The sequence below is a fragment of the Cohnella hashimotonis genome, assembly GCF_030014955.1.
In the GTDB taxonomy this organism is placed as follows: domain Bacteria; phylum Bacillota; class Bacilli; order Paenibacillales; family Paenibacillaceae; genus Cohnella; species Cohnella hashimotonis.
On record NZ_JAGRPV010000001.1, the window covers coordinates 2,416,284 to 2,438,292 of the forward strand.

A 22,009-nucleotide genomic window follows, 5' to 3' on the forward strand; every position below is an offset into this window, starting at 1 on the left:
CTTCGGCGCCTTCTGTTTACTGCTTGACGTATGGCCGCCAATAAGCAACCGATTCCCGATGGTCGGGGATGATGCTGAACTCCGAAGACCAGGCTTCGCGATGATAAATTTCGAAAATAAGCTCCGCTTCAGTAGCGCCGGATGCCTCGAGCGCTTCGATGACTTTGTCCGCATGGATAATGCCGATGTCGTTGTAAGCCTTTGTGAACGGCCAATGCCGGCTGTGTCCGACTTCGGTCTGCTGCAGGTGAATGATGGGGGAGACGCTGCCGAGCTCGCGGATCCAGCGGTAAGGATCGCGGTCGCTCGGATGCGGCGCGTGACCCGGGTCCAGACAAAGCTTGAAGGGGATGCCTGCGCCGTCGTTCAGCCTGGCGAGCAGCTCCCGCGTCTCTTCGACGGTATTGGCGTACTCGCGGGGAATGGACATCGGCTCGAAGATCATGCATGTCATTCCCAGCTCTTTGCAAAACCAGCTGAGCTCCTGCCAGTACTTGATGCCTTCGGCCGTCCGTTCCTCCCGGACCGCAGGACTGTCATAATCGGAGAACGTAAGAATGCCGGGATGGCCGCCCGTCATCTTGGCGCCCATTCTGGCGGAGATGACCGCGAACTTTTTGAACCAGGCCAGCCAGGCTTCCCGCTGTTTGACGTCGGGATGCATGAAGTGATTCACCCGGGTGAACGAGCTGAGAAAGCTGCTGGTGATCGACAAGCCGTATTTATCCGCGTTTTCGATAATTTGCTCGGTCTGCTCCTCGACGATGTCGTCGGGCAGATAGACGTTAAGCAGGTCGGCGACGAACTGGACGTATTTGAGACCCATTTCTTCTGCGACGATGCGGGTCCAAACGTGCGGCTCAGGGTATTTGTTGTTCGCGAAGCCCATATTGATGCCAAGCTTCAAATCGAGCGTCATTCGGGGGAGCTCCTCTCATAAATTAACATGAACGTTAACATTAACGATAATGTAAACAATAAAACAGATTGCAATCGCTGTCAATGAAAAAAAGTCGGCTCGCAGGAAGGACACTGCGAAGCCGACGCTTCAACATTTGACAGGAAAGACTGCTACAACAACGATCTTGTGCTTTCCCGGACGACAAGCCGCGTATCGACGACTTCATGATAGCGTTTGCCGGAATTTTGCTTGTGCATTTTTTTCAGCAGGATCTCAAACGCTTTTCTGGAGGTTTTTCCTTTCGCATTGCTGACGCTCGTGAGCGGGAAGGGAACGAACAGCCTGGATTGAATGTTGTCGAAGCCGACGACGCTGATCTGATCCGGCACGCGGATATGATGCTTGTTCAATACGTAAATGGACTCCCAGGCCATCATATCGTTAAAAGCGAAAAGCGCGGTATAGGCGAGCCGGGATTTGATGACTTCGCTTAGCTCGTTTTTGACGCCGCCGGTCAGATGGGGTACTTCGCGGATCAGCTCCGGATTTACGGCGAAGCCCGATTCAGCCATCGCCCTTTTGTAGCCGGCCAATCGCTCGCGCGAGCTCGATATCGAATGATGCGCATTCAGGAACAGGATGTCGCGATGTCCGAGCTCAAGCAGGTGCATGGTAGCCAGGTAGCCGCCCTTCTCGTCGTCGCTTACGACATAGTCCATCGTATCGTCTTCCAAATGCCGTCCCAACAGAACGAACGGGGTACCCGTGCGTTCCAGAAACGCCAGATTATTTTCGCTCCCCTGAGAGGGGCAGATGATGATGCCGTCCACGTTTTTGGACAACGCGGACTGGATCGCCTTGCGTTCGACCTCCTGATCCTCGTACGCGTTCAAAATAAAAGTGGTATAATCCTGCATTCTCGCGGCTCGCTCGATCTCCTTGACGGCGATGGAAAAATGCGGATTCGATACGTCCGCGACGATCACGGCGATCGTCTTCGTGGTGCCGGAACGAAGCGAGCTGGCCATGACATTGCCGATATAACCGAGCTCCTCGGCTTTTTGACGGATCAGCTTGATGGTGGCGGCAGAGATATCCCCTTTATTTTTAAGCGCGCGAGACACCGTATTGATCGTAAACCCGGTTTGCTCGGCAATGTCCTTTAAAGTTGTGGCTTTGGCCGGAGGGCGTTCTTGTTCGTCGCTCATCTCATCATTCCTTATCGCGCCTGTCGGCAAATCGGTATCAAGCATAATGTACCATTCATTTTTCGGAATATAAATGGTTGGCAGGGAGGTGAAGATGAAAGGTCGTACCCTGGCCTAATTTACTTGTGACGTTAATCGATCCTCCGTGCTGATGAATCGTTGTAAATACTTGCGTTAATCCCATGCCCGTACCGTCGTTTTTCGTCGAAAAAAAGGGCGTACCTAACATTTTCATTTGTTCTTCCGGAATCCCGACGCCCGAATCTTTAAACTTGAGATGAATGAATCCGTCTTTGTAAAAATGCTCAATCGTAAGTTCTCCTTTTCCTTCAATTGATTCCAGCGCATTTTTTATTAAATTAAAAAACGCTTTAAACAACAAATTTTTCTTGCCGCTGATTTGCTTGTCCTGATCAAGGAAAATTTTGGTTACCTTAATGTTATACAATTTTTCTTGAAACAAAAATATTAAGGAATCCAACTCCGGACATAAATGGATGGAAACGCTTGGTTCATCGTCCAAATCCGGTTTTGCGACTTGCAATAAATTGTTGAGCGTTTTAATGGCATTATCCAGCTCTTCTACGATAATATCGAAATAGGAGTGGCTGACCTGCTTTTGCAAAAGTTGAACAAACCCCTTAACGGTCGTCAAGGGGTTTCGAACCTCATGCGCAATCCCGGCCGCCATTTGCCCGATTGCGGATAATTTCTCGGCAGCGGATAAGCGTTTTTCCGCGGCTTTCCGCGTCGTGCTGTCCAGCACCCTAAGTTGAATAAGGGTCTCATGGCCCATAACGTAAGGCGCAGCCGCGATAACGACATCAATGAATTCGCCGTCTTTCCGAATCATTTTTTGTTCGACAAGCTCAACGGGCGCGCTGTTGCTGCCACTAATATTGGAAAACTGCTCGATAAAAACGCCATGATCATCCGGATGCAAAAAATGCCGAATATCGACTCCAATAATTTCATCGGGGTAGGACAATCCTAGGAAATTGAATCCGGTTTGATTCACGTAGAGGACTTTCCAATGTTGAAGCACAAATATAGCTTCGAGTGAATACTTAACCAATTGATCGTAATCCAATTCTGCTTTCCCAAGCATTTTAGTCAAGATACTGCCCTCCCGTCTATCGAATAAAATATTGCGGCGCAGCAATTCATTTCTAATTTGCTTCACAAATTCAATGTCAAGACTTGATTCCAATGCGGTGGTATAAGCTGTAAGCAATTCTTGATCGGTAATGCTGTGCATGGTAGGCCTCCGCCATTTTCAAAATGATGATTGGTGAATAAGGGATAAAAAAGGATATCCGCGCTATGTATGATCTTTACTATTATTATCCTTTTCTTCTCTAACAACTGTCAAACTATTTGGTGCGACATTCGAATGAACGCATAAAGACGAAGACCGGGCAGTAATCGCCCGGTCTCCGACTGTGTTTACGCTTAGTTTTGAGCGCTAGTCGATCATTTTTGCGCGGCTTGGCGGGCCAGCTCCTTGTGAACGATCGGCGCCACCTTCGTGCCGAGCAGCTCGATCGTGCGAAGCAGCTCACGATGGGGCAGCGTGCTGACGTCCACGTGCAGCAGGAAGCGCGTCAGGCCCAGATTCTGTCGCAGCAGTACGATCTTCTCGGCGACGTACTCCGGATCGCCGACGTAGAGCGCGCCGCGCAGGCTGCGGGCGGCGTCGAACGAATCGCGTGTGTACGGCGGCCAGCCGCGTTCGCGCCCGATGGTGTTCATTTGGGCCGCGGTCGAAGGATAGAACAAATCGGCGGCCTTCTCGGTCGTATCCGAAATGAAGCCGTGCGAATGCGTCGAGATCTGCAGCTTGCTCACGTCGTGACCGGCCTTTGCGGCCGCCTCTTTATAGAGGGTTACGAGCGGCGCAAAGCGCTCGGGCATGCCGCCGATAATGGCGAACACGACCGGAAGCCCAAGCGTACCGGCGCGAACCGCGGACTCCGGATTGCCGCCGGTGCCGATCCATACGGGCAGCGGCTCCTGGACGGCGCGCGGATAGACGCCGAGATTTTTGATCGCGGGACGATGGCCGCCGCGCCAGCTGACCTTCTCCGAATCGCGAATCGCGAGCAGAAGCTCCAGCTTTTCATCGAACAGGCTGTCGTAGTGGTCCAGGTTGTACCCGAATAACGGGAACGATTCGATAAACGAGCCGCGGCCGGCCATAATCTCCGCCCGCCCGTTCGACAGGCCGTCCAAGGTCGAAAACGCTTGATAGACGCGCACCGGATCGTCGGAGGACAAGACGGTTACAGCGCTCGAAAGCCGGATCCGCTTGGTCGTCGCCGCTGCGGCGGCCAGAATGACGGCCGGCGCGGAGCTCGCGTAGTCGGCCCGATGATGCTCGCCGATCGCATAGACGTCGAGGCCGACCTGCTCGGACAGATTGATCTCTTCGACCGCTTGCCGAAGCCGCTCGGCATGCGTGACGCCGCCCGCACGCGGGGCCGCCTCGAGAAACGTGCTGATTCCTATTTCCATTTGAGAAGTCGTTAGATCGGACATGGTGGATCGCTCCCTTCCAGATAAGTTTATTATACTATAAATATTACTGTAACTCAACATTCGTAAGTAATAGACGCATATTGCTAGCGATCTCCCGATTTGTTTTAATTAAGTTCATCTTCAAACTGCGCTGGAGGCCGGGTATGATGAAACTCACTACGTTCGGAAAAGTCATCGGGCTTATTCTTTGTTTGCTGATCCCGATCATTGTGCTGTACGGCTATTCCTACCGGGTCAGCATCGATACGGTGCGGGGGACGATCGAGGACCAGAACAGCAGCCGGCTGGGCTTTTTCGTCAATCAGATGGATATGATGGTCGATCAGCTGGTGAAGCATTCCGTAACGACAAGCCGGGACTACAGCATTCGGGAGTATCTGGAGGGCAGGTCCAGGGACGACCTCCGCGTACAGCTGCAGCGGCAATCCCGGATCGTCGACATGCTCAATATGCAGACAAGCACGAGCGCATGGAGCAACCAGATCATTTTTTATTTGAAGGACTCCAAGGAAACGATCTCCACCGATTATTCGGCCAAATACAACGAAGCGCTCATCGATGGGCGGAAGCTTGGCGAGTGGTCGCACGAGAATATGCTGACCTTCGGCATCAAGGAAAATCTGTTTACCCGCCTCCAGGAGACCGATCACCCGAATGTGCTGGTCGAGGTCCGGTTCAACGACGTGAATCTGAAAAACATGCTGGTCTCGCTCAAGCAGCAGGCGGCGCGCGAGCCGTTTCTGTATTTTCCCGGCGAAGATCCGATCATGGGCTTCAACGCCGACTTCGCCGCCGTGAAGCAGACGGCCGCCGAGCTGGACAGGCAGACGCTTGCGGGAAGCGGGAGCTTCAACGTCAAGCTGAACGGCGGCAAATATATCGTACACTATGTCCGCTCGGCGTCGCTCGGCTGGTACTTGGTGGACATGGTGCCGCTCGGGACATATTTTGCCCCGATCAACATGAGCCGCAACCTGGTATACGCTTCCATCGCGCTGCTCATGACGTTAAGCGTGCTGGCCGCGCTGCTGCTGTACCGCAACGTACAGCGGCCGATCAGCCTGCTGCTGCGGGGCGTCCGGCATATGCGGGACGGCGATTTCTCGTTCCGGCTGTCCAAGCGGCCGGGCAACGAGTTCGACTTTCTGTTCCTCGGCTTCAACGAGATGGCCAAGCAAATTCAGGAGCTGATCGACAAGGTTTACAAGGAGACGCTGCGTTCCAAAGAAGCTACGCTCAAGCAGCTTCAGTCGCAGATCAACCCGCACTTTTTGTACAACTGCCTTTTTTACATTAAAAATATGGCCAATCTGGGAGAGAAGCAGGCCGTTGTCGACATGGCGCTTAATCTGGGCGAATATTACCGGTATACGACCCGGCAGGAGCAGGAGACGACGACGCTTCAGGAGGAGCTCAAGCTGATTCGCAACTATTTGAACATCCAGTCGATGCGGCTCCAGCGCTTCCACTTCGAGATCGAAATTCCGGAGGCCATGCTCTCCTTGCGTATCCCGAGGCTGCTGCTGCAGCCCTTGGTCGAGAACGCGGTCATACACGGCGTCGAGAACAGCGTCCAGTTCGGACTGATCGTCGTCCGAGGCGAGCAGGACAACGGCGTCATTCGCGTTGCCGTGGACGATAATGGACCGGGCGTCTCCGAGGAGAAGCTGGCAGCGCTGCAGGCAAGATTGGCCGTTCCGATGGACGAGCATACCGGAACAGGCCTGTGGAACATCCATCAGCGGCTGATCTATATGTATGGCGGCCGCTCGGGACTTGCGTTCGCCAAGTCGCCGCTCGGCGGCTTCCGGGCGGAATTGATCTGGGAAGAGAAGGAGGGCGCGCTATGAGCGAGCGGGAAGAGCTTCAACTGCTGCTCGTCGATGACGAGGCGAGCGTCGTGGACAGTCTGGCGGAGACGCTGCCCTGGCCGAGCATCGGCATTGCAAACGTATTTAAAGCGTATTCCGGACAGGAAGCATTGGAAATTTTAAATACAAATTCGGTCGACGTCATCATTTCCGATATCCGGATGCCGGGCATGGACGGCCTGGAGCTGCTCGCGCAGGTGAAGCGCAGGTGGAAGAAGATCAAATTTATTTTGCTGTCCGGCCATGCGGAGTTTACTTATGCCCAGCAGGCGATGGCGCACGAAACGTTCGATTATTTGCTTAAGCCCGCCAGCGACGAAGAAATACTCGGCAAGGTGGAACTGGCGGTGGAGACGCTGCGCCGCGAGCGGGACGAATACCGCATGCAGGAGCGGGTCGCCAAGGCGTTTCAGGAGAGCTTGCCGAAGCTGAGGGGAGAGCTCTTAAGCGAGCTGCTGCAGGGCTTCAAGTATTCTCCCGAGCGGCTGGATAAGCGGATGGAATCGTTAAAAATCGGTTTGCGGCCTGGCGCGCCATTCTCGTTGATGCTGGTTCGCGTAGAGGGACAGCTTCTGGAAATGGACTTTTACAGTCTGTCCCTGATGGAGTACGCGATCGTCAATATGGCCGAGGAATGGTTCGAAGACCGGTTCAGGCTCTGGTCCTGCAAAAGCGTGCACGGGTATCTTGCGTTCGTCGTCACCGCGACGCCCGAAGCGGCCGGGGAGCTGACGATGGAAGCGTTGGAGCAGGAGCTTCGGAACAAGGCATCCCAGCTGCAGCTGAGCGTCGACCATTATTTGCACGGAACGGTATCCGTATTGATCGGCAAGCAGGGGGAGTTTCCGCGAGACGTCAAGCGCTTGTACGAAGACCTACTGCTGGCGCTGCGCAGACAAATCGGCAGCCAGACGGGCCTGTTCGTGCAGGCGGCGGACGAGATCGAGCAGCAGCCGGTCCATTCGCTGCAGCGGCTGTACGAGCCGCCGTTGCTGCTTCATTTGCTGGAATCGGGGAACTGGGAGCTGACCGAAGAAAAGCTGACCGGCATCTGGAGCGAGCTGAACCAGCGGTGGGCGCATTCGCCGGAGCATCTGACGGAAGTTTTTTTCTCCGTATACGCTTCGTTTGCTTCGTTCGCCCACAAGAACGGCAAACCGCTCGGCGATATGATCGGACCGTCGCTGTCCGATGTCGCGGGGCTGCTGCCAAGCCGGACGGCGGCGTCCCTGCAGAGCTGGATGCTCGACTCGTTCCGGATGATCCGTCAGAGCATGGTGAACGAAGAGCGTGACGATCGCGAGGTCGCTGTGGGCAAGATCAAGAGCTTCGTGCAGAAGCATCTGGTGGAGGACGTCTCGCTGCAAGCGCTGGCCGATCATATGTACATGCACCCGGTACACGTGTCGCGGCTATTCAAGCTCCAGACGGGCGAGAACCTGAGCGATTATGTGCTCCGGCTGAAAATGGAGCTGGCAGCCTCGCTGCTTGCGAACCCGGCGATGAAGAGCTATGAGATATCGCTGCGGCTCGGTTATCAAAATCCGAATTATTTTAACAAGGTGTTTAAGAAATACTACTCGTTGACGCCGCAGGAATATCGTCAGAAGCTGGGGTCATCGGTCGAGGACGACAGAACGCGCCTTTGAAAGGCGCGTTTTTTATTCGAAAGGCGGCAATAGCAACAAATGTCAGCTAAACATGCCGGATCTGCGCCGCACGGCTCGATAGCGGAACGAATTTCCGTAATGCCCGCCGCCCGGCCTAGCATCCTGTTAATTTTGTATCATCGGCGTTAAATAGTTGCCATTTTAACCGATGCGCGATCGTTTTATGATGATGGTGTAGCCGGACAGGACAGCCGGTCACGCGCAGAACTCTACTCAACTTGGAGGTTCGTCAATGAAAAAGACTTGGTGGAATAAAGTAGCGGCCGTCACTCTGCTCTCCGCGCTTCTCGCCGGTTGCGGCAATAACGGCGGCGATAGCGCCAGCAATAGCGGCACAAGCGATGCTGCGGGCTCGTCCGGCGCTGCGGCGCCTGCCGGCGAGAAGGGCAAGCTCACCTTCTGGATGAAAAAGCAGCTGTTCGAGGATCAAAACAATCTGATCGTCGAGCGAGCCAAGCAATTCGGCAAAGAGAATAACGTCGACGTCAATGTCGAAGTCATCGCATACGAGGATTTCTATCCGAAGTGGACCGCGGCGATCGAGTCGAAAAGCGTGCCAGACGTCTCCTTCTTCGGCTATCAGGAGGTCGGCCAATTTTACGGACAAGGCGTGCTTGAGGATGTAAGCGATCTCGTCGGCGATCTCGAAAGCAAAAACGGCGAAATTCGTCCGAACGTAAAGAAGGCGGTCACCTTCGGCGGCAAACAGTACGGCGTACCGTTCTGGACCGAATCGCAGGTGCTCTACTACCGCAAGGATCTGCTGCAAGCGGCCGGCTACACGGCGCCGCCGGCCACGTGGGACGAATTCAGAGACATGGCCAAAAAGCTGACCGATCCGGGCAAAGGCTTGTACGGCGCCGGTATCGGCTACGGCAAAGGAAACTCCGACGCGGAATTCCTGACGCGCGGCATCATCTGGGCGCACGGCGGCTCGGTCGATACGCAGGACGGTAAAACCGTCATCGCCGACTCTCCTGAGACGGTCCAGGCGGCATCGTTTATCCGCGACATCTTCCTGACCGACAAGAGCACGCCGCCGAGCGCGATCGGATGGGACGACAGCGGCAACAACAAGGCTTATTTGAGCGGACAGGCGGCCATGATCTTCAACACCGGAAGCGTGCTGGCGACGATCAAGAAGGACAATTCTGACCTTTACGAAAAAACGGGCATCGCGCCATATCCGGCCGGTCCGAAAGGCACGTTTATCCCGGGCATCAGCAACAACCTCGGCATTTTCAAGGATTCGAAGAACAAGGAACTGGCCAAGCGGTTCATCGCTTACATTCTCGCGCCGGACTGGTACAAGACGTGGATCGAGACGGGCGCGCCGCTGACGGGACCGATCTACACCGCGCTCACGAAGGAGGCGGTATGGCAGGAAGAGAAAAACAAGGCGTTTGTCGACTCGGTCGAAGGCTTCAACTTCCTCGGCTATCCGGGCGAATACAACCCGAAGGCCGGCGAAGTGTTCAACCTGCGGGTCGTCAACGATACGTTCCAGAAGCTGCTGCTCGAATCCAGCTATACGCCGGAGGCCGCAATCAAGGATCTGCAGGCGAAGGTGCAGGAGATATACAACAAGTAAGCTAGACAACTTGGAGTAAAGGGGGAGGGATGACGGTCCGTCCGTTCATCCCTTCATTACGAATGTAAGGCGGGATTCCATTTGAAAATACGATTGGACAACAAGCTCGCATACCTGCTGATGAGTCCCGTGCTGGTTTATCTGCTGGCAATTATGCTGCTGCCGTTCGGTTGGGCGCTTTACTTGAGCTTCACCGACAAGACGGTCGGCATGCCCGCCCATTTTATCGGCCTCGGAAATTACGTCGATCTGCTCAAGGATCCGACGTTCTGGAAAACCGTCAAAAACACGATTATTTTCACCGCGGTCGCGGTCGTGCTGAAGTCGGCTTTCGGCATGGTTATGGCGCTCGTGCTGAACGAAAAGATCATTTTCCGTAACTTGTTTCGGGTGCTGCTGTTCCTGCCCTGGACGATCCCGACCATCGTTTCCGTATTCACCTGGCAATGGATCTACTCCGACGTCGGCGGGGTGCTGAACTACCTGCTGCTGAAAATCAATGCGATCGGCCGCCCGATCGGCTGGCTGGCCAAGCCCGACCTCGCCATGATGTCCGTCATCATCGTCAACGTCTGGCGCGGTATTCCGTTCATGGGCATCGCGATCCTGGCCGGCCTGCAGTCGGTCTCCAAGGAAATGTATGAGGCGGCCATGCTGGACGGCGCCGGCGCGGTCAAGCGCTTCTTCTATATGACGCTCCCTTCGGTGAAGGAAGTCACGATCCTGGCGGCCGTCATGACGACGATCTGGACGCTGAACGACTTCGAGATCATCTGGCTGCTGACGCGCGGCGGTCCGGACAACGGAACGCAGGTACTGTCCACGCTTAGCTATACGATCGGATTTTTGAATATGAGTCTGGGCAAAGCGATCGCCATCGCCATTATGACGATGCCGCCGTTGATCATGCTGATCAACTATGTGACCAAGCGCTCGCTCGCCTCGGCGGATTAGGTGATTCCTATGGAAAACAGATCGTTAACCAAACAAGTCGTCGTTTACGTCACCCTGGCCTTCATGCTTGTATGCGCTCTATTTCCGCTTTACTGGATGTTCAACACTTCGTTTAAGTCGCAAGGCGAGATCTACAATCTGACGCCGAATTTCTGGCCGAAGGACTTCACGTGGGCGGGCTACGACAAGCTGTTCGAAAAAGGCTTCCTGAAAAACGTCAAAAACAGCCTCGTTGTCTCCCTGGTCGTCTCCGTGTTCTCGATCGGCGTGAGCATGCTGGCCGCTTACGCGATATCGAAACTGAAGTTCAGCGGACGCGGCGTCGTCTCCAAAGGCATTCTGTACGCTTATCTCATGCCGCGGTCCGTCCTGTTCATTCCGCTCTATATGCTGGTGTCCGCCCTCGGCGTGAGCAATTCGATCTGGGGACTGATGCTGATCTATCCGACGATCACGATTCCCTATGCGACGTGGATGCTCATCTCGTACTTCAAGTCGATTCCGCTCGAGATCGAGGAAGCGGCGATGATCGACGGATGCAGCCGGGCGCGCACGCTGCGGAGCGTCGTGCTCCCGCTTGCGGCGCCGGGGCTCGCGGCGACCTTCATCTTCTCCTTCACGCTTTGCTGGAGCGAATATCTCTATGCTCTCGTCGTGGTGACCAAGGGTACGGACAAGACGATCACGCTCGGCCTGGCCGATATGATCGTGGGCGATGTGTTCGCCTGGGCGCCGCTGATGGGCGGCTCGATCATCGCCTCGATCCCGGTTGTCATCATGTACCTTTTCACATCCAAATACATGGTTAGCGGCATGACCGTAGGAGGCGTCAAGTAATGGCGGCAAAAAAAGTGCTCGTAACGGCGACGAACTATGCCGCGCTCTGCGCGGAGGCCAAGCGGCTGCTGGAGGAAGCGGGCTGCGAGATCGTCGAGAACAAGCTCGGACGTCCGCATACGTACGAAGAGCTGATCCCGCTCGTCGGCGACATCGACGCCGTCGTGGCGGGCGTGGATACGTGGGACGAAGCCGTATTCAAGCATGCGCCGAAGCTGAAGGCCATCGCGCGCTTCGGCGTCGGCGTGGATAATATCGATCTGGCGCAGGCCAAGGCGTACGGCATCCAAGTGACCAACGTGCCCGGCGGCAACGCCAACGCCGTCGCGGAGCTGACGGTCGGCCTGATCCTGTCGATGATGCGCAACATCCCCGCGCTCCAGGAATCCGCCAAGCGTGCTTATTGGGACCGCCGTGTCGGCGTTGAGCTGGCGGGCAGAACCGTCGGTCTGCTGGGCTTCGGCAACATCGCGCAGATGGTTGCGAGGAAGCTGCAGGGGTTCGATGTCAAGTTGATTGCTTACGATAAATTCCCGAACGCGGCCAAAGCGGAGGCGCTTGGGGTGGATCTGGTCGGCTCGGACGAGGTGCTGCGGCAGAGCGACGTCGTCAGCATGCACCTGCCCAGTCTCAAGGAGACGCATCATATGATGAGCGACGCGCAGTTCGGCATGATGAAGGAGAGCGCCTACTTCGTTAATACGGCGCGCGGCGCGCTTGTCGACGAGCAAGCGCTGTACCGGGCGCTGCAGGGCGGGCGCATCGCCGGCGCCGCGATCGACGTCTATGAGCGCGAGCCGGTCGCTGCCGACAATCCGCTGCTGCGGCTGGACAACCTGCTCGCAACGCCGCATACGGCCGCCGAGACGGCGGAGACGTACCGGCGCGTCGGCTTGGCGACGGCGCAGGCGCTGTTGGACGTGTTCGCTGGCCGGGAACCCGCGAATTTGCTCAGATAGCTGATCTCGAATCCTAAACTATAATCCGCTGGAGGTTCCCCATGAAACGTTTATATGGCGTTACGACCGCGATGGTCACCCCGTTCGACCGGGACGGCAATGTGAATCTGGAGAAGGTCGCGCAGCTGACTGAATTTTTGATCTCGAAGGGCGTTCATTGCCTCTTCCCGCTCGGCACGACCGGCGAGATGATCCGGCTGAGCGTGCCGGAGCGCAAGGCGATCGCGGAGACGGTCGTCAAGACGGCGGCGGGCCGCGTCACCGTGTTCATTCACGCGGGTACTGCGACGCTGGGCGATACGATCGCGCTCGCCCGGCATGCGCACGAGATCGGCGCGGACGGCATCGGCGTCGTCACGCCGCTGTTCCTCGGCGCAAACGACAGAGAGATGGAAGAATACTACGTCGCCGTATCCTCCAGCATTCCGGACGACTTCCCGATGTACCTTTACAACATTCCGCAGTGCGCATCGAACGATCTGAAGACCGACGTCGCGCAGCGCGTGGCGGACCGCTGCAAAAACGTCGTCGGTGTGAAATACAGCTACCCCGACATGCTGCGGACGAACGAATACCTGGCGATCAACGGCGGTAGCTTCTCCGTTATGCAGGGAGCGGACCGCCTGCTGCTGCCCGCGCTCGCGATGGGCTGCGATGGCGTTATTTCCGGCGTGTCCTGCGTCTATCCAGAACCGTTCGTAGCGGTATACAACGCGTATCAGGAAAAGAATCTGGAAAAAGCGCGCGCGCTGCAGCGGATCGCGATCCGATACTGCGAGGCGCTGAAGAGCGGCAGCAACATGTCTTATTTCAAAGAAGCGCTGAAGCTGAGAGGCATAGACGTCGGATTCATGCGCGCGCCGCAGCTGGATCTCCCTGCCGGGGAAGTGCAGGAGCTGCAGCGCCAGTTGAGCGAACTGCCGCAATTCGGTTAAGGCGAAGGAGATGGCGGCCAATGACTGACGTTGTCGTAGCCTGCGATGAGCTGATGCGGCTTTGCTCGGAAAAACTGCAGGCTGCCGGCGTGCCAGCCGAACAGGCGGACACCGTAGCGGAGGTGCTGGTGCACGCGGATGCGCGCGGCGTCCGTTCGCACGGCGTCCTGCGTACGGAGCACTACGCACGGCGCGTTCGGGAAGGCGGCCTCAATACGAATCCTCGGTTCTCCATCCGGGATACCGGTCCCGTCACCGCCATATTCGACGGGGACGACGGCTTCGGCCATGTCGTCTCCAAGGCGGCCATGGATCATGCCATTGAGTTGGCAAGGAAGAACGGTGTCGGCATGATCGGCGTCGTGAACAGCAGCCACTGCGGGGCGTTGTCCTACTTCGTAAATCAGGCGGCACAGGCGGGCCTCATCGGTATGGCGATGACGCATACGGACAAGGGCGTCGTTCCCTTCGGCGGGGCCGAATCCTTCTTCGGTACGAATCCGATCGCCTACGGTTTCCCGGCCAGAAGCCACAGCCCGATCATTCTGGATATGGCGACGAGCAAGGTCGCTTTCGGCAAAGTGTTCCACGCGCGCGAAGCCGGCATCGACATTCCTGGCGACTGGGGCGTGGACGCGTCCGGCAACTCGACGTCGAATCCGCATGACGTCACGGCGCTGCTGCCGTTCGGCGGCCCGAAGGGCTACGGTCTGGCCATGGTCGTCGACATTATGTCGGGCATTATGGTGGGGGCTGCATTTGGACCGCATATTATGGAAATGTACGGGTCTTACGACCGAAAACGCAAGCTCGGACACTTTTATTGCGTCATTAATCCTGCGATGTTCGGCGACCCGGATTTCTTTTTGGACAACATGGACCGCATGATCGACGAGCTCCATCAGTCGAAGCCCGCGGAAGGGTTCGGACAAGTGTTGGTTCCCGGGGAGCCCGAGCAATTGCGTGAAGCGAAGAGCATGAAGGACGGCGTGGCTGTGACGGAGACGATATATAGATACTTAACGGGAAAATAGTTCTTTGAAGAGCGTCTGAGAAAACTGCGAACCCGTCATGTGACGCTGTACAGAGCTACTTTACCCTGGAGAAACCTGCTAACCCGTCATGTGGCGTTGTACAGAGCTATTTTGCCTTGGAGAAACCTGCTAACCCGTCAAGTGACGCTGTACAGAGCTCCATTACCTTGGTAAGACCGATTTGCTCCTCGAACCTCAAAGACCGGGCTTAACCGCCCGGTCTTTTCTCTTTTATCCCGTACCGCAGCTGTATAGGGTAACAACCAGTCCCGCAGCTCGGTTGAACGGCCCGGTTGAACGGCCCTAACCGCTTCACGCTCCCGGCAGACAGGAGCTGGATGAATGTGGAACAACGCCGAAATTTGGGGTATGTTTATATAAATATGATCTTCCGGAGTCCATCAACGTTTGAGAGACTCGGAGGCACACATTAACCTTTGAGGAGGCAAGCAGGCAAAGATGACTCCATCGGTGAACCTGGGCTTGAATGGCGCCAACGACGTGACTTACACCATTACGACGCAGGGGGCGACGTATCCTAACGAAGCGATAGAGGCTTCGGTCATCGTCGACATCGTAACTGGATTTGAAACTGACCTCGATGATTTTATCGTGCTTGAGCCGAGCGCTCCGGTCGGCGAAAGTGTCTACATGCAGGCGGTGCCTTCTCCGGAGGCCGGCGAAGGGTTTACGGTCGAACTGCGCTTGGAGCATGCCGACGGAGCCTTCCGTCATTACAGCTATTCGACGACGGATAAGAACGAAGTCATTCGGATGTGCCTCGATTATTGGGGCATGCAGAAGCTGCCCGATTTGAAGGTATGGGAGGACATAACCGATCAATTTTGAACAGCACCAACCGTACCGCGGTCAAGTACGAATTCGTAGTTGAAGGAACGGCACGGTTGGCTTGTTCGACGAAATTCGGTCTTTAAGTCTTAACGCCGGCGAGCAGCGAGACGCTTCGGTTTTTGGGCCCATGTACGCACAGACATCAGCAGGAGAAGCGACGCCGCCAGGGCGGATGCCTGGAAGACGGCGGAACCGAGCAAAGTATGCGAGACCGCATGCGCGAATGGCTGCCCGGAGACTTGCCCGGCTTGAATCGATGCGTTAAAAACGGTGACGAGAATCGCGAGGCCCAGCGAGGCGCCGCTCTGATGCGCTACGTTGATCAGACCCGAAGCCGCGCCGGAATCGCGAGCGTCGACGTTCGAAAGCCCAAGCGCGGTGAGCGGCTGGAACATCAAGCCGGAACCGATGCCCATAATCGCCATCAGGAAAAACATTTGCGGGAAATACGCCGTTTGCGCGGCGATCGTCCGGCTCATCAACAGCGTCCCGATGACCGCCAGCAGCAGGCCGACGATCAACAATTTGCGGTTGCCGTAACGGCGAACGAGGCTTTGCATCACGAACATCATGCCGAATTGCGCCGCGGTAAACGGAAGAAAGGCTAAACCCGCTTCAAGAGAACCGAAGCCAAGCGCATTTTGCAAATACTGCGGGATAAAGAAAAAGAGCGAAAAGTTGCCACCAACCAGCAGAAACCGACCCAGATAAGCCCCGGAGCGCTGACGGCTCGCGAACAACCGCAGCGGCACGATCGGCTCGACCGCACGCTTTTCGACAAGCACGAAGACGGTCAGCGACACGATCCCGATGCCGAGCCAGATCCATGTCTCCGTCGACCCCCAGCCTTGACCCGCGGCCTGGACAAAGCCGTAAACTAGCCCGGTCATGCCGACGACGGACGTCAGCGCGCCCCAAAGATCAAACCGGCCGGTCCTCGTCTCCGATTCCGACACGTAACGCCACACCAGGTACATTAAAACGATGCCGATGGGAACATTGATAAACATCCCGACGCGCCACGATATAAAATCGGTAAAAAATCCGCCGAGCAAGAGACCGACGCCGCCGCCCGCGCCGGCTACCGCGCTGTACATCGCGATCGCCCTCGACCGCTCCTTTTCCTCCGTAAACGTGGCCGACAGCAGGGCCAGCGCAGCTGGCGTGGCCAGCGCGGCCGCAAAGCCTTGAAACGCCCTGGAAACAAGCAACACTTCGGCAGTCGGCGCCAGACCGGCGAGCAGGGACGTCAGCGTAAATAGCCCGATCCCCGCGCCGAGCATCCTTCTGCGGCCCAGCAGGTCTCCGGCCCGGGCGCCGAGCAGCAGAAAACCGCCGAAGGCTAAAATGTAGCTGTTCTGAACCCACGTCAAACTGACGGTCGACATATGAAGTGAGCGGCCGATCTCCGGAATAGACGTCACCATGACGGAGGCGTCCAGCACGACAAGCAGCTGGCACGCGATAATGATCGTTAAAATGATGCCTTTCGATTGCAGCATGCAGGCAAGTTCCTTTCCCCGATAGAATGTGTGTCTCTGATCCGTATTATGAATCGAATCGGCGGCGGGAAGTAGACCTTTCCTGCTTGAAAATTGCCTAAAGCTGCAATATGATACTTGAAAGAGTGAAGGAGGTCGAGCGATATGCCGGAGTCGGGATCGGATGCGGGCGGGACGCACGATAAGCCGTTATCCATTCATAAGAAGGCGTTGGACCAGCTACTGGCCTTAACCAATCGGTTTTCGTTGGCAGAAGGACGTACGTCGACCGTCGTACCGTACTTCTCTATCGTGAAGCGCAGCCGGGAAACGGAGTGCATCCCGGGCGTTTTGACGCCTTCTTTTTGTCTGATCCTTCAAGGCGGGAAGAAGCTGTATCTGGGACAGGAAGTGTACCGTTATGGAGCGGGCGATTATCTGGCGTCGCTGATCGACATCCCTGCCTCCGCGCAAGTCGTGGGGGCGACGGAGCGCTCGCCGTATATCGGGCTGCGCATCGACTTTACGACGCAGGAGATCGCTTCCGTGGTGATGGAGGCGGGGATCGACGCGGAATCCTGGGAGAAAGGCTTGAGCAAGGGCGCTTTTGTCGGGAAGTCGGATGCGGAGCTGCTGGACATCTTTTCGCGGCTGCTGAAGCTGCTCGACAAGCCGAACGACGCTCGTTTTCTGTCCGAGCTGCTTAAGCGGGAAATGATTTTTCATTTGCTGTCGGGCGATAACGGCCATATGTTTTTTCAGAAGGTGCTGTTCGATCAACGGGCGGACGGCGTCGGCAAGGCGATCCAGTGGATCAAGGAAAACTACGCGCGTTCGTTCACCGTCGAGGAGCTCGCCAAATCGTGCAACATGAGCGTCTCCGGACTGCATCACAAGTTCAAGGCGATCACGACGATCGGCCCGCTGCAATATCAGAAGCAGCTTCGCCTTCAGGAGGCGCGGCGCCTGATGCTGAGCGGGCCGGTGGGCGCGACGACGGCCGCGCTGGCCGTCGGCTACGAGAGTCCGTCGCAGTTCAATCGGGAATATCGCAGGCTGTTCGGCCTGCCGCCGCTGCAGGATATCAAGGCGATGCGCAAGTCGGCCGTCCCATGGACCGGAGCCGCTGCGGTAGATTAAAGAAAGCATCGTGCGGGGGCGATCGAATTTAAAACGGTTAGACCGAGGGAGGTGCTGCGCTCGATCTGCGCTCGATCAAGGCGGTAGCGACGGAGATGTTCATGCCGCCTTCGGACGGCGACTCGTCAAGCGAGGTCGCTAGCCGGACGGCGCTGCGTACCATCTTTTCTTTGTCTACGCGAACGGTCGTCAGCTCCGGCGATACGATGACCGCTTCGGCGATATCGTCGAAGCCGATGACGGATACGTCTTCGGGAACCCGGATGCCAAGCTCCGCAAGCGACTTCATGACGCCGATCGCGATAAAATCGCTCTCGCAGAATATGGCCGTCGGCAGCGGCTTTCCGTCGTTCCGCAACTTTGCGATTTTGTTCTGAAATGCGGCTTGCGCCGCGGGCAGCATCGGGTCGACGGAATATTCATGGTCGGCCGCCACGACGACCGACCATTCCCGCATCGCATCGTCGAAGCCCCTCCGGCGCGCGTCGAAGTTAGGGATCCGGACGTCCGACGCGGCGTAGCCGATCGTCCGATGTCCGGATCGGCACAGCCAAGCCCCGGCCTGATATCCCCCCAGCACGTTGTTCGTGTAGACGAACGGGATGGAAAGCGTCTCGAAGCAAGTGTCCAGGACGATCAGCTTCGGCAGCCGCTCCGCGATGCGGGTTAACGTCTCTTTATCCAAGTTAGTGCCAAGTAAAATAACGCCGCGATCCGCGTGCATCTCGGCAATGGCCCGGAGATCGTCTTCAAAGCGCGCCATATCGATGGCCGAGATGAGCAGCGAAAAGCCGCCGGCGCGCGAACCTTGCTCGAGAAAATGAATGAGCTCGCGAAAAAAAGGCTGCCGGTCATACTGGGAAGTGACGATGCCGGCATTCGCAATGACCAAAAACAGCAGCGATGGCGCCGCGTCTTCCACAGGCGCATTCGCAACCGTCGCCGCTTCCTGCGCGGGTGCGCTCCTTCGGGGCGTATAACCCGCTTTTTTTGCGATGCTCAAAATGCGCGTTCGCGTCTCTTCCCCGATCCCCGGTTTGCCGCTGAACGCTAGGGAGACGGCAGCTTTGGAAACGCCCGCCAGCCTCGCGATATCCTCCATCTTCACGAACATTGCTCCTCGAGATTTGTTAAGTTTAGTTTAAGTGGTTTAGGCGATGGTGACAAGTTTATTGTTATAAGTTTAGTTTCGTTTAGAAAAATTCAGTTAAATGGCTATATATTAGCGCTTTCAGTTTCGTATTGACGCTAAAAACGTATAGTGATACGATAAATTACAATAAACAAACTAAATAGTATACTTAACAAAGTATTTTGAGCTTAACAAAACTAAACTTGAACGACTGGGAGGAATGAATGTGCAGTGGCAAGCGATAGACGGAAGAACGGAGTACATGATCAACCCGCTGGGCCTTGACGAGACGGCGCCCCGCTTTTTCTGGAAGCTGCAATCGGATGAACGCCACGCATCGCAATCCGCCTACCGCATTTTAGTTGCCTCCTCGCTGGAAGCGCTCGCTAGAGATGAGGGAGATATGTGGGATAGCGGCGAGGTCGCTTCGGACCGGACGACGCATGTCATTTACGAGGGCAAGCCGCTCCAATCGGAAGGCCGATACCATTGGAAGGTCCGTTCCTGGAACCGCGAGGCCATTGCTTCGGATTGGAGCGAAGCGTTTTTCTGGACGATGGGCCTTCTTCATCGCGACGAATGGAAAGGATCCTGGATCGGCGCCAAGGCGCAGCCGAACGTAGCGCTTCAACCGTCGCCTTACGTTCGCAAGCCATTCCGGACGAACGGCGCAATCAGCCGGGCGACGGTGTACGCGACTGCGCTCGGTCTGTACGAGCTGCATATCAACGGCCGCCGGATCGGCGATCTGTTCGCGCCGGGTTTTACCGATTACGACAAGCGCGTGCAGACGCAAGCCTACGACGTAACGCCGTGGCTAAATGAAGGGGCGAACGTCGTCGGCGCCGTGCTCGGCGATGGCTGGTACGCGGGAACCGTCGGTTTTCTCGGCAACCACGTGTATGGGGAACGTCCTTTTTTCCTCCTCCAACTCAATATCGAATACGAGGACGGCAGCCGCGAATCCGTCGAGACCGATGCCGGCTGGCGCACCGCCAGAGGACCGATCGTCTACTCCGACATGATCAAAGGGGAGACTTATGACGCCAGGCTGGAGCTGACGGGTTGGAATCAACCGGGCTACGACGATTCGGGCTGGGAACGTCCGGACGTTCGCGCGGGCTACAACGGCCTGCTGACCGCTTCGATCGAGCCGCCGGTCCGCGTGACGCAGGAAATGAAGCCGATCTCGATTCGCAAGACTGAGAAGGGCACTTATATATACGATATGGGGCAAAACATGGTCGGGTGGACAGAACTGCGTGTTCGCGGCGCACGGGGGACCCAAGTGACCCTGAGCCATGCCGAGATGCTGAACCCCGACGGCTCGCTCTATTTGGATAATCTGCGGGTCGCCGTTCAGCAGGAACATTACATTTTGAAGGGCGAAGGCGAAGAACGGTACGAACCGCACTTCACGTTCCACGGCTTCCGCTACGTCGAACTGATCGGCTATCCGGGCGAGCCCGGACTGGATACGATCGTCGGCAAAGTCGTTCATTCCGACACGCGTCCGACGGGAAGCCTGCGGACGTCCGATTCGATGGTCAACCAATTGATATCGAACATCTCCTGGGGACAGCGGGGCAACTTCCTCTCGGTGCCGACCGACTGCCCGCAGCGGGACGAACGGCTGGGATGGACCGGCGACGCCCAGATTTTCGCACGGACGGCTTCTTACAATATGGATGTATCGCGGTTTTTCACGAAATATATGTGGGATATGATCGATTGCCAGCAGCCGTCGGGCGCGTTCACCGACGTGGCGCCGGACGCGGGCTGGATCCGCCACAAGATGTGGAATACGAGACTCAACTGGTTCGCGCCGGACAATGCGGGCTGGGGCGACGCCGGCGTCGTCATTCCATGGACGCTGTACCTGATGTACGGGGATACGCGCATTCTGGAAACGCACTACGAAGCGATGGTGCGCTGGGTCGCGTATTTGCGGACGAACAGCAAAGGGCTGATCCGTCCCGACTACGCGAACTACGGCGACTGGCTGTCGATCGAAGCGGACACGCCGAACGAGGTGCTGGCAACGGCCTACTTCGCATACAGCGCCAAGCTGCTGAGCCGGATCGCCGGCGCGCTCGGCCGACGCGACGACGAAGAGACGTACGCGAGCCTGCATCAGGCCATCGCTCACGCGTTCCGCCGTGCATTCGTCTCGGAGGACGGCCGCATTCACGGCGAGACACAGACGGTGTACGTGCTCGCCCTGCAGTTCGAGCTGCTCACCGAAGGGCTAAGGGAGCTGGCGATCGGCCATCTCGCCGACAATATCGCTGCCCGCGGCGGCCGGCTATCCACCGGCTTCCTGGGCGTCGGCTACCTGCTGCCCGCGCTGACGGACAACGGAAGGCTGGATGTCGCATACGGCCTGCTGACGCAGGAAGAGTTCCCGTCCTGGATGTACTCGATCAAGCACGGCGCGACGACGATCTGGGAACGCTGGGACGGCTGGACCGAGCATGGCGGCTTCCAGACGCCGTCGATGAACTCCTTTAACCATTACTCGCTCGGCTCGGTGGGCGAATGGATGTACCGCTATATGGGCGGCATCGAGGCCGACCCTTCGGCCCCGGGCTTCCGCCGCGCAATTATTAAGCCCCGCCCGGGCGGGCGGATTACGTCGGTCGAAGCTTCCTACGAGTCACTATACGGCACCTACGAATCGGCCTGGACGCTGGAGGCGGACGGCGTTTTCAAGCTGCGCGTCACGGTGCCGGCGAACGCGAGCGCCATCGTCCATGTTCCGGGCAGCGGCATCGTCGCGGACGGTCGACCGGCCGAGGCAGGCGAGTCGAGCTTCGAGCTCGGATCGGGCGCGTACGCGTTCGAGAGCCGATTGGGAGAGTAAAGCGATGCCAGTCGTTCCCTGTCTTCGAACCTCTTGAAGGCGG

The 22,009-nt window shown here is 56.9% G+C and carries 17 protein-coding genes; 11 read left to right on the forward strand and 6 right to left on the reverse strand.

Annotation, left to right across the window (positions count from 1 at the left end; all coding sequences use genetic code 11):
* Positions 1-16: 16 nt before the first annotated feature.
* The 4 genes from KB449_RS09430 to KB449_RS09445 all read right to left on the reverse strand — a co-directional run bounded on the left by KB449_RS09430 (position 17) and on the right by KB449_RS09445 (position 4,647).
* The gene (locus KB449_RS09430) at positions 17-919 is read right to left on the reverse strand and encodes a sugar phosphate isomerase/epimerase family protein (RefSeq protein WP_282908132.1); all 903 of its coding nucleotides are present in this window, start codon (positions 917-919) and stop codon (positions 17-19) included.
* Positions 920-1,071: 152 nt separating this feature from the next.
* Positions 1,072-2,109: a LacI family DNA-binding transcriptional regulator gene (locus KB449_RS09435; protein WP_282908133.1), complete on the reverse strand. Its 1,038-nt coding sequence runs from the start codon at positions 2,107-2,109 to the stop codon at positions 1,072-1,074.
* A gap of 55 nt (positions 2,110-2,164) precedes the next feature.
* Entirely contained in the window at positions 2,165-3,367 is a 1,203-nt protein-coding gene (locus KB449_RS09440) for an ATP-binding protein (RefSeq protein ID WP_282908134.1), read from the reverse strand.
* A 215-nt stretch (positions 3,368-3,582) separates the two neighbouring features.
* A complete protein-coding gene (locus KB449_RS09445; protein WP_282908135.1) occupies positions 3,583-4,647 on the reverse strand; it encodes an LLM class flavin-dependent oxidoreductase in 1,065 nt (354 codons plus the stop codon).
* A gap of 146 nt (positions 4,648-4,793) precedes the next feature.
* On the opposite strand from KB449_RS09445, the gene KB449_RS09450 reads away from it, so the two are divergent.
* The 9 genes from KB449_RS09450 to KB449_RS09490 all read left to right on the forward strand — a co-directional run bounded on the left by KB449_RS09450 (position 4,794) and on the right by KB449_RS09490 (position 15,347).
* Positions 4,794-6,497 (forward strand): sensor histidine kinase, encoded by a 1,704-nt coding sequence (locus KB449_RS09450; RefSeq protein ID WP_282908136.1) that lies wholly within the window; start codon positions 4,794-4,796, stop codon positions 6,495-6,497.
* Positions 6,494-8,167, forward strand: coding sequence for a response regulator (locus tag KB449_RS09455; RefSeq protein ID WP_282908137.1), 1,674 nt, complete (start codon positions 6,494-6,496; stop codon positions 8,165-8,167). The genes KB449_RS09450 and KB449_RS09455 overlap by 4 nt, the downstream gene beginning before the upstream one ends.
* A 253-nt stretch (positions 8,168-8,420) precedes the next feature.
* Positions 8,421-9,779, forward strand: coding sequence for an ABC transporter substrate-binding protein (locus KB449_RS09460; RefSeq protein ID WP_282908138.1), 1,359 nt, complete (start codon positions 8,421-8,423; stop codon positions 9,777-9,779).
* An 81-nt stretch (positions 9,780-9,860) separates the two neighbouring features.
* Positions 9,861-10,733 (forward strand): carbohydrate ABC transporter permease, encoded by an 873-nt coding sequence (locus KB449_RS09465; RefSeq protein WP_282908139.1) that lies wholly within the window; start codon positions 9,861-9,863, stop codon positions 10,731-10,733.
* 9 nt (positions 10,734-10,742) lie between these two features.
* Entirely contained in the window at positions 10,743-11,570 is an 828-nt protein-coding gene (locus KB449_RS09470; RefSeq protein ID WP_282908140.1) for a carbohydrate ABC transporter permease, read from the forward strand.
* Positions 11,570-12,529 carry a phosphoglycerate dehydrogenase gene (locus tag KB449_RS09475; RefSeq protein WP_282908141.1) on the forward strand — a complete coding sequence of 320 codons (960 nt, stop codon included), beginning with the start codon at positions 11,570-11,572 and terminating at the stop codon, positions 12,527-12,529. Before KB449_RS09470 ends, KB449_RS09475 begins: the two co-directional genes overlap by 1 nt.
* Positions 12,530-12,570: 41 nt before the next feature.
* Entirely contained in the window at positions 12,571-13,464 is an 894-nt protein-coding gene (locus KB449_RS09480) for a dihydrodipicolinate synthase family protein (protein WP_282908142.1), read from the forward strand.
* Positions 13,465-13,484: 20 nt separating this feature from the next.
* Complete coding sequence (gene allD / locus KB449_RS09485; protein WP_282908143.1) at positions 13,485-14,498, forward strand: ureidoglycolate dehydrogenase; 1,014 nt, start codon at positions 13,485-13,487, stop codon at positions 14,496-14,498.
* A 459-nt stretch (positions 14,499-14,957) separates the two neighbouring features.
* Entirely contained in the window at positions 14,958-15,347 is a 390-nt protein-coding gene (locus tag KB449_RS09490; protein ID WP_282908144.1) for a hypothetical protein, read from the forward strand.
* A gap of 89 nt (positions 15,348-15,436) precedes the next feature.
* Here KB449_RS09490 and KB449_RS09495 read toward each other — a convergent pair whose 3' ends face one another.
* Positions 15,437-16,852: an MFS transporter gene (locus KB449_RS09495; protein WP_282908145.1), complete on the reverse strand. Its 1,416-nt coding sequence runs from the start codon at positions 16,850-16,852 to the stop codon at positions 15,437-15,439.
* A 144-nt stretch (positions 16,853-16,996) separates the two neighbouring features.
* On the opposite strand from KB449_RS09495, the gene KB449_RS09500 reads away from it, so the two are divergent.
* A complete protein-coding gene (locus KB449_RS09500) occupies positions 16,997-17,971 on the forward strand; it encodes an AraC family transcriptional regulator (protein WP_282908146.1) in 975 nt (324 codons plus the stop codon).
* A 37-nt stretch (positions 17,972-18,008) separates the two neighbouring features.
* On the opposite strand, the gene KB449_RS09505 is transcribed toward KB449_RS09500, so the two are convergent.
* Complete coding sequence (locus KB449_RS09505; RefSeq protein ID WP_434082549.1) at positions 18,009-19,073, reverse strand: LacI family DNA-binding transcriptional regulator; 1,065 nt, start codon at positions 19,071-19,073, stop codon at positions 18,009-18,011.
* 256 nt (positions 19,074-19,329) lie between these two features.
* Here KB449_RS09505 and KB449_RS09510 point away from each other — a divergent pair, with 256 nt between their 5' ends.
* Positions 19,330-21,966: a glycoside hydrolase family 78 protein gene (locus KB449_RS09510; RefSeq protein WP_282908148.1), complete on the forward strand. Its 2,637-nt coding sequence runs from the start codon at positions 19,330-19,332 to the stop codon at positions 21,964-21,966.
* The last annotated feature ends 43 nt before the right edge of the window (positions 21,967-22,009 follow it).

What these genes read in the sequence shown, in the direction of transcription:
- KB449_RS09495 (WP_282908145.1), bottom strand. Translation starts at nt 16,852, where the DNA reads ATGCTGCAATCGAAAGGCATCATTTTAACGATCATTATCGCGTGCCAG.
- KB449_RS09440 (WP_282908134.1), bottom strand. Translation starts at nt 3,367, where the DNA reads ATGCACAGCATTACCGATCAAGAATTGCTTACAGCTTATACCACCGCA.
- KB449_RS09435 (WP_282908133.1), bottom strand. Translation starts at nt 2,109, where the DNA reads ATGAGCGACGAACAAGAACGCCCTCCGGCCAAAGCCACAACTTTAAAG.
- KB449_RS09475 (WP_282908141.1), top strand. Translation starts at nt 11,570, where the DNA reads ATGGCGGCAAAAAAAGTGCTCGTAACGGCGACGAACTATGCCGCGCTC.
- KB449_RS09430 (WP_282908132.1), bottom strand. Translation starts at nt 919, where the DNA reads ATGACGCTCGATTTGAAGCTTGGCATCAATATGGGCTTCGCGAACAAC.
- allD (WP_282908143.1), top strand. Translation starts at nt 13,485, where the DNA reads ATGACTGACGTTGTCGTAGCCTGCGATGAGCTGATGCGGCTTTGCTCG.
- KB449_RS09450 (WP_282908136.1), top strand. Translation starts at nt 4,794, where the DNA reads ATGAAACTCACTACGTTCGGAAAAGTCATCGGGCTTATTCTTTGTTTG.
- KB449_RS09470 (WP_282908140.1), top strand. Translation starts at nt 10,743, where the DNA reads ATGGAAAACAGATCGTTAACCAAACAAGTCGTCGTTTACGTCACCCTG.
- KB449_RS09480 (WP_282908142.1), top strand. Translation starts at nt 12,571, where the DNA reads ATGAAACGTTTATATGGCGTTACGACCGCGATGGTCACCCCGTTCGAC.
- KB449_RS09505 (WP_434082549.1), bottom strand. Translation starts at nt 19,073, where the DNA reads ATGGAGGATATCGCGAGGCTGGCGGGCGTTTCCAAAGCTGCCGTCTCC.
- KB449_RS09460 (WP_282908138.1), top strand. Translation starts at nt 8,421, where the DNA reads ATGAAAAAGACTTGGTGGAATAAAGTAGCGGCCGTCACTCTGCTCTCC.
- KB449_RS09455 (WP_282908137.1), top strand. Translation starts at nt 6,494, where the DNA reads ATGAGCGAGCGGGAAGAGCTTCAACTGCTGCTCGTCGATGACGAGGCG.
- KB449_RS09490 (WP_282908144.1), top strand. Translation starts at nt 14,958, where the DNA reads ATGACTCCATCGGTGAACCTGGGCTTGAATGGCGCCAACGACGTGACT.
- KB449_RS09445 (WP_282908135.1), bottom strand. Translation starts at nt 4,647, where the DNA reads ATGTCCGATCTAACGACTTCTCAAATGGAAATAGGAATCAGCACGTTT.
- KB449_RS09500 (WP_282908146.1), top strand. Translation starts at nt 16,997, where the DNA reads ATGCCGGAGTCGGGATCGGATGCGGGCGGGACGCACGATAAGCCGTTA.